Origin of the sequence: Collinsella sp. AM18-10 (assembly GCF_003471585.1) — a bacterium.
Taxonomy (GTDB): domain Bacteria; phylum Actinomycetota; class Coriobacteriia; order Coriobacteriales; family Coriobacteriaceae; genus Collinsella.
Map to the genome: position 1 here is coordinate 13,757 of NZ_QRJO01000014.1, position 13,231 is coordinate 26,987.

At 59.8% G+C, this 13,231-nt stretch carries 11 protein-coding genes and 1 other RNA gene; 8 read left to right on the forward strand and 4 right to left on the reverse strand.

Translation table 11 applies throughout. The features are described 5' to 3' along the window. Positions 1 to 23: 23 nt before the first annotated feature. Entirely contained in the window at positions 24 to 458 is a 435-nt protein-coding gene (locus tag DW211_RS08075) for a hypothetical protein (protein WP_118260204.1), read from the reverse strand. Positions 459 to 697: 239 nt separating this feature from the next. Here DW211_RS08075 and ssrA point away from each other — a divergent pair. From ssrA to DW211_RS08115, 8 genes are all read left to right on the forward strand, one after another. After that, positions 698 to 1,061: a transfer-messenger RNA gene (gene ssrA / locus DW211_RS08080) on the forward strand. Between the two features lie 618 nt (positions 1,062 to 1,679). Beyond that, positions 1,680 to 2,558 (forward strand): patatin family protein, encoded by an 879-nt coding sequence (locus DW211_RS08085; protein WP_055251009.1) that lies wholly within the window; start codon positions 1,680 to 1,682, stop codon positions 2,556 to 2,558. A gap of 193 nt (positions 2,559 to 2,751) precedes the next feature. After that, positions 2,752 to 3,195: a 50S ribosomal protein L13 gene (rplM, locus tag DW211_RS08090; RefSeq protein WP_022094635.1), complete on the forward strand. Its 444-nt coding sequence runs from the start codon at positions 2,752 to 2,754 to the stop codon at positions 3,193 to 3,195. A 2-nt stretch (positions 3,196 to 3,197) separates the two neighbouring features. Then, on the forward strand, positions 3,198 to 3,593 hold the full coding sequence (gene rpsI / locus DW211_RS08095; RefSeq protein ID WP_022094634.1) for a 30S ribosomal protein S9: 396 nt from the start codon (positions 3,198 to 3,200) through the stop codon (positions 3,591 to 3,593). A gap of 123 nt (positions 3,594 to 3,716) precedes the next feature. Next, a complete protein-coding gene (gene glmM, locus DW211_RS08100) occupies positions 3,717 to 5,054 on the forward strand; it encodes a phosphoglucosamine mutase (RefSeq protein ID WP_118260205.1) in 1,338 nt (445 codons plus the stop codon). Positions 5,055 to 5,155: 101 nt separating this feature from the next. Continuing rightward, positions 5,156 to 5,623, forward strand: a complete 468-nt coding sequence (locus DW211_RS08105) for a PTS glucose transporter subunit IIA (RefSeq protein ID WP_369831898.1) — start codon at positions 5,156 to 5,158, stop codon at positions 5,621 to 5,623. Between the two features lie 272 nt (positions 5,624 to 5,895). Continuing rightward, positions 5,896 to 6,624, forward strand: a complete 729-nt coding sequence (gene nagB / locus DW211_RS08110; RefSeq protein ID WP_055251013.1) for a glucosamine-6-phosphate deaminase — start codon at positions 5,896 to 5,898, stop codon at positions 6,622 to 6,624. 448 nt (positions 6,625 to 7,072) lie between these two features. After that, entirely contained in the window at positions 7,073 to 10,072 is a 3,000-nt protein-coding gene (locus DW211_RS08115) for a BTAD domain-containing putative transcriptional regulator (protein ID WP_118260207.1), read from the forward strand. A 68-nt stretch (positions 10,073 to 10,140) separates the two neighbouring features. Here DW211_RS08115 and DW211_RS08120 read toward each other — a convergent pair whose 3' ends face one another. The 3 genes from DW211_RS08120 to DW211_RS08130 all read right to left on the reverse strand — a co-directional run bounded on the left by DW211_RS08120 (position 10,141) and on the right by DW211_RS08130 (position 13,167). Next, positions 10,141 to 10,440 (reverse strand): YhbY family RNA-binding protein, encoded by a 300-nt coding sequence (locus tag DW211_RS08120; protein ID WP_006234690.1) that lies wholly within the window; start codon positions 10,438 to 10,440, stop codon positions 10,141 to 10,143. 158 nt (positions 10,441 to 10,598) lie between these two features. After that, on the reverse strand, positions 10,599 to 11,486 hold the full coding sequence (locus DW211_RS08125; RefSeq protein WP_233540981.1) for a methyltransferase domain-containing protein: 888 nt from the start codon (positions 11,484 to 11,486) through the stop codon (positions 10,599 to 10,601). A gap of 316 nt (positions 11,487 to 11,802) precedes the next feature. Next, entirely contained in the window at positions 11,803 to 13,167 is a 1,365-nt protein-coding gene (locus DW211_RS08130; protein ID WP_035136908.1) for a PFL family protein, read from the reverse strand. Positions 13,168 to 13,231 lie beyond the last annotated feature (64 nt).

Genomic DNA, 13,231 nt, shown 5'->3' on the forward strand with positions numbered 1-13,231 from the left:
GCCAAGGGGCCCGCGTCTGCTATTTACAAAAGCTCGGCCTTGATGGCGGGACTTTCTGCGAGCTGCTCGGCTGCCTTTTCGTCGGAGCTGTCGAGTGCTGCCAGACTGCGGTAGACCCACTCGTTGACCTGGGTGTTCTTGACGCCTGCGGTCTGCATAAGGGCGCCTACCTCGCGGATTGCTGCGAGCAGATCGGCTTTGGGACCCGCGAGCTCGACCTCGATGCCGTGGTAGGCGGTCACGCCACGGTTCTCGCTCACGTGGTCGATAAAGCCCTCGACGGTCTCAAGCTGCTGGGCGAGAGCTGCATCATCGGCAGCGTCCAGCGCGACGAGTGCGTTCGATACCGTGAGAGCGGGATGTCCGCAGGGGACAAAGCCTTCGATGACATCCATGGCTTCGGTAATGGTTGAGCCCAGGCCTGCGAGGGCATTGACGAGTTGCTGCTTGGTATCCATAACGGTCCTTTCGACGGGTCAATTTTGCTTGGCGAAAATATACGTGACGCGATCGGTAACAAAAGTGCGAAGTGCGGCGCACATTGGGGTCTTCACAGCTCGTGCATAGAACAGCTGTCCGCTTTCAGAACGTGGTAAGATAACACTCCACAAGCGGGGCTCGCCCCGTATGTTCCTTGAAAAGTCGACGGTTATCGGGTGTTTGCAGGCCCGATACCATCCAGACTTTCCCAACATTCGGGGGCGACTGGTTTCGACACGATAGCTCTGAGAGAGGAAGCAAGCCGAGGTCTCCTCGCCTCGTTAAACAGGGGTACCGTCAAATTGAATTGACAACAACTCTTCTTTTGAGCCTATGGCTCTCGCTGCTTAATTTATAGCGGCGCGTCAACCCGGTGATTTCCCCGACACCGGCGCGACGTCATTTTAGGGGAATGCTCCTGCGCACGTAATCGGTATGGCGCGGGCTAAGACCGAACCGATTAGGACGCCGCGAGCGTGTCGCTGCGCGCAAAGCGTCCGAGACTAAACCAGCGACTGAGCTTGGAGATGCCAATCAGGGGGCTTTCGTGGACCGGAGTTCGATTCTCCGCGCCTCCACCAATAGTTACAAGCAGGTAGAGAAGCGTCTCTGCCTGCTTTTTTATTACATATAGATACCGCGGAGAATCGAACTCTGTGCAGGGCGCGGGCGTAAAGAAAACGCGTAAGCGTTTTTAGCCCGCGGGCGAGGACGCCGGCAGGCGGCCGAAGCCGGTGCGGATTTGCGAAGCAAATACGCGGATTCTCCGCGCAAAGCCTCGACTGGATATAGATTCGATGCCGACCGGATGACAGCCTGCCGTGTCCCGCGCGGACGGATCCCCTCCACCCGCGGAGAATCGAACTCTATGCAGGGCGCGGGCGTAAAGAAAACGCCTCAGTGACGCAGAGTGGGACGCGCTTTCCCAATGGCAGCCCAGGCGGAAAGCCCATCCCGGAATCCGCGCTCAGACTGGGACGTAGTTTCCGGATGACACATCAAGCGGAAACCGCATCCCGGAATCCGCGCTCAGAACGGGACGCGCTTTCCCAACGGCGGTCCAAACGGAAAGTTCATCCCGGAATCCCGCCTCAAACTGGGACGCACTTTCCGCTTCACCTGCCGCCTCGAAAAACCTGCGCGCCCTCCATCCCAAAACTGGGTAGAAGAAAGTCAAAACGCAATCGCAGGAGGTCAATATGACTGCAGAAGATAAGGCAAAGAACGCCGGCAAGGTCGCGCTCGTCTTGGAGGGTGGCAGTTTTCGTGGGCAGTTTACCGCCGGCGTGCTCGACGTTCTCATGGAGGCCGGTGTCGAAATTCCGGCGGTATATGGCGTATCGGCCGGTGCGCTCAACGGCGTCAACTACAAGTCACACCAGATCGGTCGCGTCAATCGCATCAACCTGACCTTCTGCAATGACAACCGCTACATGGGTGCCGCATCCTTCGCATCCACGGGCTCCATCGTGGGTTACGACTTTATCTTCAACGATATCCAGGACCGCCTGGATCCCTTTGACAACGAGGCGTTCGACGCGAGCCCCATCGAGATGTACGCCGTCGCGACGGACATGCTGTTTGGAACCGCTGCCTACCTGCCGGTCAAAAGCGCCGTGCTCGACCTCGATGCTGTGCGCGCCTCCACCTCGCTGCCGCTGGTGACGCCGCCGGTCGAGATCGACGGGCACAAATACGTCGACGGCGGCGTGGCCGATTCGGTTCCTATCGAGCATGTGCTCGAGGAGGCGGGCTTCGACCGTGCGGTCGTCATCGTCACCCAGGACCGCTCGTACGAGAAAAAGCCCTACGAGTTTATGCCTGCCGCGCGCGCCCGCTATGCCGACTACCCCTACCTGCTCGAGGCTATCGAGACGCGCCACGACCGCTATAACCTCCAGCGCATGCACCTGTGGAAGTATGAGCGCGAGGGCCGCGCGCTGGTCATCGCTCCGCAAAAGCCGGTCGAGGTCGGCCATGTCGAGCACGATCCGGCAAAGCTTTTGGACCTGTATATCCAGGGCCGTCAGGAGGCAAAGCGCCTGCTCGCGGAAATCCAAGAGTTCGTTGAGCGCTAGCGACGGCGAACCCTCAAAAAATGACAACAGCCAAAGAGCTGGAAAATCACGGCTCGTGGATGACATGTGCAGAAACTCTGGTCGGAGCCAAAATACCTGTTGACTCGTACGGCGAGCGGGGTAATATGGACGGGTTACTTGCAGAGCCCCGTGAATCTCTGTAACAACACGTACTGTACATGGAGGAGTCTAAGTGATTTCGAAATCGACTCACTACGCCAAGCAGGGCGAGGTCCAGCGCAACTGGGTTCTCGTCGACGCCGATGGTGCTGTCCTGGGCCGTCTTGCCACCCAGATCGCAATGATCCTGCGCGGTAAGAACAAGCCCCAGTTCACGCCCAACAGCGACTGCGGCGACTTCGTTGTCGTCATCAACGCCGATAAGGTCCAGCTTACCGGTAACAAGGCCGACACGAAGACCTATTATCGCCACAGCGGCTACAACGGCGGCCTCAAGGCTGAGAGCTTCCGCCAGGCTATGGAGAAGCACCCGGAGAAGGTCATCGAGCGCGCCGTTCGCGGTATGCTGCCCAAGACCACCCTCGGCCGTGCCCAGATGACCAAGCTTAAGGTCTACGCTGGTGCCGAGCATCCGCATGCTGCCCAGAACCCCACGAAGATTGAGCTGGAGGCTTAAAGATGGCTGAGAACACCGTTGTCTACCAGGGTACCGGCCGTCGTAAGAACGCCGTCGCCCGCGTCCGTCTCGTCCCCGGCACCGGCAAGGTGACCATCAACAAGCGTGACGCCGAGCAGTATTTCGGCCGTCATCAGCTCGTTGAGAACGCCCTTGCTCCCTTCAAGGTGACCGACACCGCCGGTCAGTTCGACGTTATCGCTCTGTGCGATGGCGGCGGCATCTCCGGTCAGTCCGGCGCTCTGCGTCTGGGCATCGCTCGCGCTCTTCTGAACGCTGGCGACTACCGTGCTGACCTCAAGAAGGCCGGTTTCCTTACGCGCGATGCTCGCGTGGTCGAGCGCAAGAAGTACGGCCTCAAGAAGGCCCGCCGCGCTCCCCAGTTCTCCAAGCGCTAAGGTTTTATCTCCTTTCGAGATACAATGTACAAGCGGGGCCTGCCGATTCCTCGGCGGGTCCCGCTTTTCTTTTTCGACTAGGGTGGGCGGTTGCATATCGCCTGCTAGGGAAGGAGCGATCCTATGCCCCAGAACATCTTCGGTACCGACGGCGTCCGTGGCGTCGCCAATGCCGACCTCTCGTGCGACCTTGCGTTTCGCCTGGGCCGCGCGGCGACCAAGTTTCTTGGTCCGGATATCTGCGTCGGCCGCGACACGCGTCTTTCGGGCACCATGCTCGAGAGCGCTCTGACCGCCGGCATCATGGCCGAGGGCGGCCGTCCGCACTGCTGCGGCGTCATCCCCACGCCTGCCGTGGCGCTGCTCACCGTCCAGAACGAGCTCGACGGCGGCATCGTCATCTCTGCTTCGCACAATCCGCCGGAGTTCAACGGCATCAAGTTCTTTAGCCGCAAGGGCATGAAGCTTCCCGACGCGGTTGAGGAAGAGATCAGCGCCTGGGTCATGTCCGAGGAGGCCATGGCTGCCGACACGTTGCCGACCGGCGCCGGCGTGGGCCACATTATCAAGATGAAGGACGCTCGCAAGGCATACGTCGACCACGCCATCGATACGCTTGATGGCCTGAGGCTCGATGGCCTAGTCGTTGCCGTCGACTGCGGTCATGGTGCTTCCTGCCAGACTACGCCCGCCGCGCTGCAGCGCCTGGGTGCCACGGTCCATGCCATCAACACCGATTACTGTGGCACTGACATTAACGTTGAGTGCGGCTCTACGCACCTTGAGCCCCTGCGCGAGCTCGTGCTGCGCACCCACGCCGATATCGGCCTGGCCCACGACGGCGACGCCGATCGCGTGCTGTTCGTGGACAGCGAGGGCAACGAGATCGATGGTGACTACATCCTGGCTATCTGCGGTTCCGACCTGGCCGCTCGCGGCAAGCTCGCCAACTCCGAGATCGTCTCGACCGTCATGTGCAACCTGGGCTTCTCCATCGCTATGAAGGATCAGGGCTTCGAAATGGTTCAGACCGCCGTGGGCGATCGCTACGTTCTGGAGCGTATGCTCGCGGATGGCGCCGTCATCGGCGGCGAACAGTCCGGCCACATCATCTTCCTGGAGCACAACACCACCGGTGACGGCCTGGTGACGGCTCTTCAGCTGCTGGCCGTGCTCAAGCGCACCGGTCGTACCCTCACCGATCTTGCCGGCATCATGAAGAAGTACCCGCAGGTACTCGTCAACGTGCATTCCGACAACAAGGCTGGTCTGGACGATTGCCAGCCCATCTGGGATGCTGTCGCTGCTGCCGAGAAGGAACTTGACGGCCGCGGTCGCATTCTGGTGCGTCCGAGCGGTACCGAGCCGCTGGTCCGCGTTATGGCCGAGGCCGAGACGCACGAGCTGACCCAGCGCGTTGTTGACGACATCGTCGAGGTTGTCAAGCGCGAACTTCCCTAATGGTCAAAAACGAGTGCCAAGTGGTAAACTGTTAAGGCTATTTTGGTCGATTGGTATGTCCGAGGGGGAGCATGTTCACTAAAGTCCTAAGGTCTTTTGGTATGCGTGGTCGAGTCCTTACGCTGGATGCTCCCATCTCGGGCGACGTCATTCCGCTTTCCGAGGTAAACGACCAGACATTTGCCACCGGCCTTTTGGGCCAGGGCGTGGCGATTCAGCCTACCGGCACGCGTGTGATTGCACCGGCTGATGCCAAGGTCGAGGCCATTTTTCCCACGGGACACGCTGTTGCGCTTAACACGGTCGATGGCTTGGACGTGCTCATCCACGTTGGTTTGGACACTGTTCGGCTTGAGGGCAAGCACTTTACCGTACATGCGCAAGTGGGTGACATCGTCCATAAGGGCGATGTGCTCATTGAGTTCGATCGCGAGGCAATTGCTGCCGAGGGCTACGATGTGACGGTTCCCATCTTGGTGTGCAACTCCGTTGAGTTCTCGAGCATCAAGGGCTCCGTTGGCGTGCATGTCGAAGAGATGGACCAGCTCATCGTTGCTCGCGAGCGCTAGCAAGTGCACGTGGCCATTAGCCTACAATTCAAACACGTTTATGGAGGGCGCCCTTGAAAGAGGACGCCCTCCGTGGCAAGATGGGATTTGTCCGAAGCTAAAAGGCTTCGGGTCACCGTGGACGGGCAGGGGCCTCGACGCGGCTAGACACGAGACACATACATTACGCGACCTCGCCCTGGTGGCCGCACACGTTGGTTGCGGCCGACGCGGGCCGCGGGCAAGTGCTTGTAAGGGGAGCCTTGCCTCTCTTGTACGAGAAAGGACGCGTAATGAAGATCATTAAAGCTAAAGACTACGAGGATATGAGCCGCAAGGCAGCCAATATCATCTCGGCGCAGGTTATTCTCAAGCCCGACTGCGTGCTGGGCCTTGCCACCGGCTCCACCCCGATCGGTGCCTACAAGCAGCTCGCTGCTTGGTACGAGAAGGGCGACGTCGACTTTGCCGAGGTCAGCACCTACAACCTGGACGAGTATCGCGGCCTTTCGCACGACGATCCCCAGAGCTATCACTACTTTATGCGTGAGAACTTCTTCGATCACATCAACATCGACCTGAACAACACGCATGTGCCCGACGGTTCCAACCCCGACGCCGCCGCTGCCTGCTCTGAGTACGACAAGATCGTCGCCGCCGCCGGTTACCCGGATCTGCAGCTGCTCGGCATTGGCAACAACGGCCACATCGGCTTCAACGAGCCCGATGACCACTTCTCCAAGGGCACGCACTGCGTCGATCTCACCGAGAGCACCATTCAGGCCAACAGCCGCCTGTTCGACAGCATCGACGACGTTCCCCGTCAGGCCTACACCATGGGCACCCAGACCATCATGTATGCCCGCATGATCCTGGTCGTCGCCAACGGCGAGGCCAAGGCTCAGGCCGTGCATGACATGTGCTATGGCCCGGTTACGCCCGCGTGCCCGGCTTCGATCCTGCAGCTGCACACCAACTGCGTTGTCGTTGCCGACGAGGCCGCCCTTTCGCTCTGCGAGTAGCGCGAATCCTGCACCTCGACATAGCCTTGCCTAAGGCCTCCGCTTTGCGGGGGCCTTTTTGCTATCCCTTTCCGCCCGCTTGACCAAAATCTTGCCGCAAGCTTGGCGAATGCCGGATGCCCAACAGCTTGATTCATTCCATACCAGATTCTATGCAAAAATGCCACTAAAAGGTCGTAGACGGTAGCGGGTGCTAGGCGAGTTGAATGACATGGCTGAACCTTGTTCATTTGCGTTACACTGCCGCTTAGATGGGACAAGCTGACAAGCTCATTTACCTGCTTAAAGACCGATTAGTCGGGGGATTAATAACAATCGGCCCTTGCTGTACAAAAACTTGCCGCTTGCGTACCAAAAGACAACCTAAAACACAAGGCCGCTTTATTCATGGCGCGGCCTGTATGGTCTTGCGGTTACAGTGTCCATACGGTCGAGTTGAGGAGCGGGCATGGTAAACGATTTGAGCAGTATAGACGGCCTCGAGCTGATGCCGCTGGGCGGAGGCTATATGGTGCGCCGCGAACGCTTGATGAATGAGCTTATAGCCAAGGGCCGAAAGGCCGGCATCGTGGTTCTTTATGCGCCCGACGGGTTTGGGAAGACCTCGGTGCTGCTGCAGTACACCCATGAGGTTAAATTCGACCCGACGCGAGGCCCCGTGCGGATTATCGAGGCCGATCGCGCCATTGGGCGCGAGGTGTTTATGCAGCTCGAGGTGGTTACCGAAGAACTCAAAGACAAACCGCACTCCCTTATCGCGATTGATAATGTGCCAAACCTCGATCAGCACGATACCGAAGACCTCATCGACAGGATTCGCGGCCTGCGCGCTATGGGGGTAGGGGTCTTTATCTCCTGCCGTCCTTCAAATCGTCAGCTGATTCACGGGCTGGGCGATTCGGTTAAGATCAATGCGCAGATGCTCAAGGTGCATGCCTATGAGTATTCGGCGTGGGCATCGGCGTTTTCGATCAGCACGTCGCTCGACTTTTATCAGCTCACACAGGGCGTGCCCGAGCTCGTTTCGGCATTGCAGACGGGTCTGTATGGCCAAGGCGACGTAGCCGGACTGCTCGAAAACGAGATTGTCAACGTATATGGCGCGGCACTTGCCGATCTGGCTTCGCTCGACAATAATGCGCTGTTTTGCGTGGCATGTCTCATGATTTTGATGGGCGAGGGCAATATCGCAGAACTCGAGGCCTGTGGGGTGAGGCTGTCGATGGTCGACCAGTCCTACTTTGTACGCGACTACCCGATCTTTGGCTTGGATCCCGCCGAGCGGAGTTTTACGTGTCTGGGCACGGAGGATAACGGACGCTTGCGTTTGCGTAAGTTGGTGGCCGAGATTCGCCCCGAACTTGTTCCGAGGGCAGCCCGGATTTTGCTTAAGGCGGGCCGATGCGATGCGGCGATGGGCCTGGCGGACGCCTTTTTGGACCGTGAGGCGGTCCTTGAACTTGTTGGGCAGTATGGGGTCGATCTTGCTCTGACGGGGCACGGGGCCGATATCTGCCGAGCAGCGCTGGGCACGATCGATGCCGACGATCCGGCTCCAGAGCCAACGCCTGCCGAGGCGCTTGGCGTATATCTGGCAGCGGTCAGCGTGTCCAATACAAAGCTCGCTCGCTATATGGCATCGGTTATCGAGCGCGGGGGCGAACGGGCGGCCTGCGAAATAGGCCCTGTTTCATGGAGGGTGGCCCAGACACTGACGGCTGTTTGCTATGGGGACAACGGGCTTGGGCTTCCTGCGAACTTGGCCGTGCCAGAAATCGAGACATCCCACACCGCACTCGACATGTTGTCTGCGCATATCGAGGTCAAGCGCTGTCTGACCGAGCGGGGAGATGACGGCGGCGTTCTACAGCAGCTCAAAACGAGCAAGGCCTACGACTGCGAGCTCGACATTGCGGGGATTGTTATACGGGCCGATAGCATGCTGGTGGAGCTCTTTGATGGGTCGTTCGCGGGAACCGACGAGCGCGACGACGAGATGACGGTGGTGCGGGAGGCGCTCGACGTACGTGGGCTTAAGGCGATGGCTATCTGGGTGCGCATGGTGTTGGCGGCACGGCGGCTCCTTTCCGGCTTGCCGGTAACCGACGACGCGGCGTTCAACGAGCTCGATCGTTTTGCCGTGCGCATGCGCGACAACCAGATTCAGCTGTTTGGCCTGTTGCTAGAAGGCTGGCAGTCGCTGGCAGAGGGACGGCCGGTTAATGCAAAGTTCCGTGCGGTCCAAGTGCTCAAACTTGCCGAGGAGTCGATTGCGTACATGCGCGATAACGCATTGCTGCTGGAGCGCGCGGCGTATCTGCGTAACACCTCGATGGTTTCGGTGCGCGAGGAAGCGGAGTTACTCGATATAAGCCAGACACAGGTTGGTGGAGCGGAGGCCTGGATGGTGGCGCTGCATTTGGCCTGTGCGGGACGGGACAGCGACCTTGCGGCCTGGATGTCCATGAATCGTGCGGGGATTCTAGAGCCATCGTATCGGCTCTTTGCGCGCCTTGCCATGCATTGTCTGGGCGAGCCGGCGACCAGGATTCGCAAGAAGCTTCCCGTGCGCGAGCTGTCGCGGTACTCGCTGCGCGATGATCTGGAAGGGGAGGGCGAGCGCTTATTTCAGGCCGGCGAGGTTGAAGCCGTTGATACCATCGACCATATCGAGATTCGCATGTTTGGTGCGTTTCGCGCCGAACGCGACGGGTTTCCCATCACGGACAAAATGTGGCGCCGCAAGAAGGCGGCGACACTTGCCGAGCGGCTTGCGCTGGGCATGGATGCGCTCGTCGATCGTGAGACGCTGGCTATGGAGCTGTGGCCCCATGCCGAGTTCAATAGCGCCCGCAACAACCTGTACTCGACGATATCGCGCTTGCGGTCGGCTTTGGGACCGACGCCGGATGGCAAGTCGTGTGTGCTCATCCAAAATGAATGCATCGGACTCAACGGCGACTACGTCAAGACCGATGTACGGCTGTTTGACCAGATAAGCCGCGAGGTTTTGGGAAATCGAACGGGTGCGCGCGGGCCCCATTTAGTTGAGCTGTGCCTTAAGATTGAGCAGCTTTATGCCGGACCGCTGTATGTTCCCAATGGCTGTAATCCCACCTACTTTTTGCGTATGCGACGCATTATGCAGTCAAAGTATATCGATTGCATGATTAAGGGAGCAAATGCCGCTCTAGAAGAAAACGACCTGCAGTCGGCGATTTGGCTGGCGGAGTCGGGTCTTCGACAGGAAACGGCGCGTGAGGATATGGTGCGCTGCGCCATGCGTGTCTACAGTGCGGCGGGGCGGCGGCGCGATATCGTCGAGCTGTACAGCGGGCATATGCACCATCTGAGGGAGCAGGTCAATGGCGTGCCCGAGCCCGAGACGCGGCGTCTATACGAGCGCTTGGTGGAGGGGCGGCTCAATCGCGTGCTGGTCGAGCGATAAAAACGGGCGCCCGAAGTACTTGGGCACCCGTAAGCTCGCTATGTGTTGGCTCGCCGGATCATTGGCTCTTAGACGAGCTTGATCTTCTCGATGTCCTTGCGCGAGGACTCGCGATACAGCGAGAACTTGCGGCCGATGACCTGGACGACCTCGGCGTGGCAGCGCTCAGCGAGCTCTTCGGCGGCCTCGCGGGCGGAAAGACTGGAGCCATCGAGCACGGAGCACTTAACGAGCTCGTGCTTCTCCAGGTAGGCGACCGTCTGCTCGACGGTGCCCTCGTTGACATCGGACTTACCGATGATGATGGCGGGGTTGAGGTGATGGGCCATGCTGCGAAGCTGCTTGACCTGGGCTCCTGTCAGTGCCATGGGTTCTCGCTTTCTATGTATGGGGCGCCCCGCGACGGGGCCTTAATCTACGTGAGCTGTCCCACGATAGCGCAGGAACGGCGCGGTGTGGGGCGCGTTTGCCCAGTTCGCAAAGAATGCGGATGCCGAGGTGATGGGCAGCTCGGGCTGTGAACGGGCTACGAGCGGGATTCAGAGACCGGTTCCCATGCAATAAACGCCCAGCGAGCCTTACGGATATGGTCGAGCATATAGCACCCCTGCGGCACGCCCTTGGAGCCCGGCTCACCGGCATGGGGATTCTCGATCATGTGTTGGGCGATGTAGTCGCGCAGACGGTCGACCTTATCCTCGTTGCCATGCTCGAGCATACGGGAAAAATCCGCCACGCCTGCCTCAAGGCTATCGAAGGTATCGCGACGAGGCGATTCAAAGTACGTGACCTGCGGCAGGGCACCCATCTGAATGAGAATGTTAAAGGCGTACACAAAGCCATTGCTGCAGGTAACCGAGGCGCCGATGGCGTTCATCAAGTGCAGATCATAGCGCGGGCTGGAGTTGGCGACCATCGTGACAGCACAACGCCGACGAGCCGTTCGATTAAGCTTGGCAAGCGCATCTTTTAGATTGGTCGTCGTAACCGACCGACTGGCAAAGGCAACATCCACCGCTTTCGCGACCGGTCCAACCAAATCCCAGTCATCATCCCAAGCAAGCTCAAGCGGCGTAATAAGGTCCTCGAGCCCATAGTATTCAATGCCAGCATCTAGGGTGCCCAACATGGCAGGGGAAAAATCAGCGGCAATCACGGGATGCCTGTCTTGCGCAAGCGGAATAGCAATCGACCCAGCTCCACATCCCATATCAAGCACCGACTCACCAGGCTCCAGCGCTAACAGCTTTATAAAATCTCGGGCGTAGGGGGCAGTCTCCAACGGACGAAAATGCCGAGCCCGCTTATCCCACTCAAAAGAATCATCAGCTCGCCGCCGACCAGCCTGCAGACGCATCCATTCGCCATTCCAATCCGCAGAAAGCAGTTCAGAACGAATCAAATCATCAGCCACGGGCCAACCTCCTAGCAACAAAAAAGCGGCCCCTCCCAAAAGAAGAGCCGCAACCAGCATATATCAGAAAGAACCGATCCAACGCCAAACCGCCATACCAGCAAAGTAGGGCAGAAGCGAAGCGACTGCCAAAGGGATAGAACCCAACCGAGGGCCCGTTGTGCGGGAGCCCCGGGGAGGGCAAATATATAAGGTCGATCGCGAGTTCCGCACGAGCCGGAGAGCACTTAATGTGCTCTCCGTGCGAGCCAGGACTGTCCGAGCAGGCGACCTTATATATTTGCCCTCCCCGGGGCTCCTCGCCAGTCCCCCTCAGCTAGTTCTTCAGCGAGTTCAGCGGCGCCGGGAAACGTCCACCGCGATGGGCAAGCACGGTGCCGGCGTTGGGGTTCACCGGCATGATGGGTGCACGGCCGAACAGGCCGCCGTACTCGACGCAGTCGCCCACGCCCTTGCCGATGGCGGGAATCACGCGGACGGCCGTGGTCTTGTTGTTGATGACGCCGATGGCCATCTCGTCGGCGATGATGCCGGCGATGGTCTCGACCGGGGTGTCGCCGGGGATGGCGATCATGTCCAGGCCGACGGAGCACACGCAGGTCATGGCCTCGAGCTTCTCGAGCGAAAGCGCACCGGCTTCGACGGCGGCGATCATGCCGGCGTCCTCGGACACGGGGATGAAAGCGCCGGAGAGACCGCCCACGCTGGAGCTGGCCATGACGCCGCCCTTCTTGACGGCATCGTTGAGCATGGCGAGCGCGCAGGTCGTGCCCGGGCCACCGCAGGTGCCCACGCCGATGATCTCGAGGATGCGCGCGACGGAGTCGCCGATGGCAGGCGTGGGAGCCAGCGACAGGTCGACGATGCCCTTCTCGACACCCAGGCGATGGGCGGCCTCGCGGCTCATGAGCTCGCCGGCACGGGTGATCTTAAAGGCGGTCTGCTTAATCTTTTCGGCGACTTCCATCATCGATGCGGAATCGGGCAGCGTCTCCAGGGCTGCGGCCATAACGCCGGGGCCCGAGACGCCTACGTTGATGACGGCGTCGGCCTCGCCACCGCCGTGGACGGCGCCCGCCATAAACGGGGAGTCCTCGACCATGTTAGCAAAGCAGACAAACTTGGAAGCGCCGACGGAATCCTGGTCGGCCGTGAGTTTAGCGGCATCGATGATGGTCTGGGCGGCCATAAGCACGGCGTCCATGTTGATGCCGGCGCGCAGGCTGGCGACGTTGACACTGGAGCAGACACGGCTCGTGGTGGCGAGCGCCTGGGGGATGGACTGAATGACGCGGCGGTCGGCGTCGCCGATGCCCTTCTGGACGAGTGCGGAGAAGCCGCCCAGGTAATCGATGCCGAGCGTCTCGGCCGCGCGGTCGAGGGCATGCGCGATGGGGGTGAGGTCCTCATCCTTGCAGCACGCGGCGATCTGCGCCACCGGGGTGACGGAAACGCGCTTGTTGACAATGGGGATACCGTACTCGCGCTCGAGGTTCTCGGCGGTCTCGACCAGATGCTCAGCCGTGTGCGTCACATGGTCGTAGATCTTCGTGCACATGCGGTCGAGGTTCTCGTCACCGCAACCCATGAGCGAAACACCCATGGTGATGGTCCTGATGTCGAGGTTCTGTTCCTCAACCATGCCGCGGGTTTCCGCGATTTCTGCGGGCGTGATCGCCATCCTTGCGCTCCTATCTGCCAAAACGAGCATAGTCTTTTCTATTCTAACGTGCCGCACGTGCCAA

What these genes read in the sequence shown, in the direction of transcription:
- DW211_RS08075 (WP_118260204.1), bottom strand. Translation starts at nt 458, where the DNA reads ATGGATACCAAGCAGCAACTCGTCAATGCCCTCGCAGGCCTGGGCTCA.
- DW211_RS08085 (WP_055251009.1), top strand. Translation starts at nt 1,680, where the DNA reads ATGACTGCAGAAGATAAGGCAAAGAACGCCGGCAAGGTCGCGCTCGTC.
- rpsI (WP_022094634.1), top strand. Translation starts at nt 3,198, where the DNA reads ATGGCTGAGAACACCGTTGTCTACCAGGGTACCGGCCGTCGTAAGAAC.
- glmM (WP_118260205.1), top strand. Translation starts at nt 3,717, where the DNA reads ATGCCCCAGAACATCTTCGGTACCGACGGCGTCCGTGGCGTCGCCAAT.
- DW211_RS08105 (WP_369831898.1), top strand. Translation starts at nt 5,156, where the DNA reads ATGCGTGGTCGAGTCCTTACGCTGGATGCTCCCATCTCGGGCGACGTC.
- nagB (WP_055251013.1), top strand. Translation starts at nt 5,896, where the DNA reads ATGAAGATCATTAAAGCTAAAGACTACGAGGATATGAGCCGCAAGGCA.
- DW211_RS08115 (WP_118260207.1), top strand. Translation starts at nt 7,073, where the DNA reads ATGGTAAACGATTTGAGCAGTATAGACGGCCTCGAGCTGATGCCGCTG.
- DW211_RS08120 (WP_006234690.1), bottom strand. Translation starts at nt 10,440, where the DNA reads ATGGCACTGACAGGAGCCCAGGTCAAGCAGCTTCGCAGCATGGCCCAT.
- DW211_RS08130 (WP_035136908.1), bottom strand. Translation starts at nt 13,167, where the DNA reads ATGGCGATCACGCCCGCAGAAATCGCGGAAACCCGCGGCATGGTTGAG.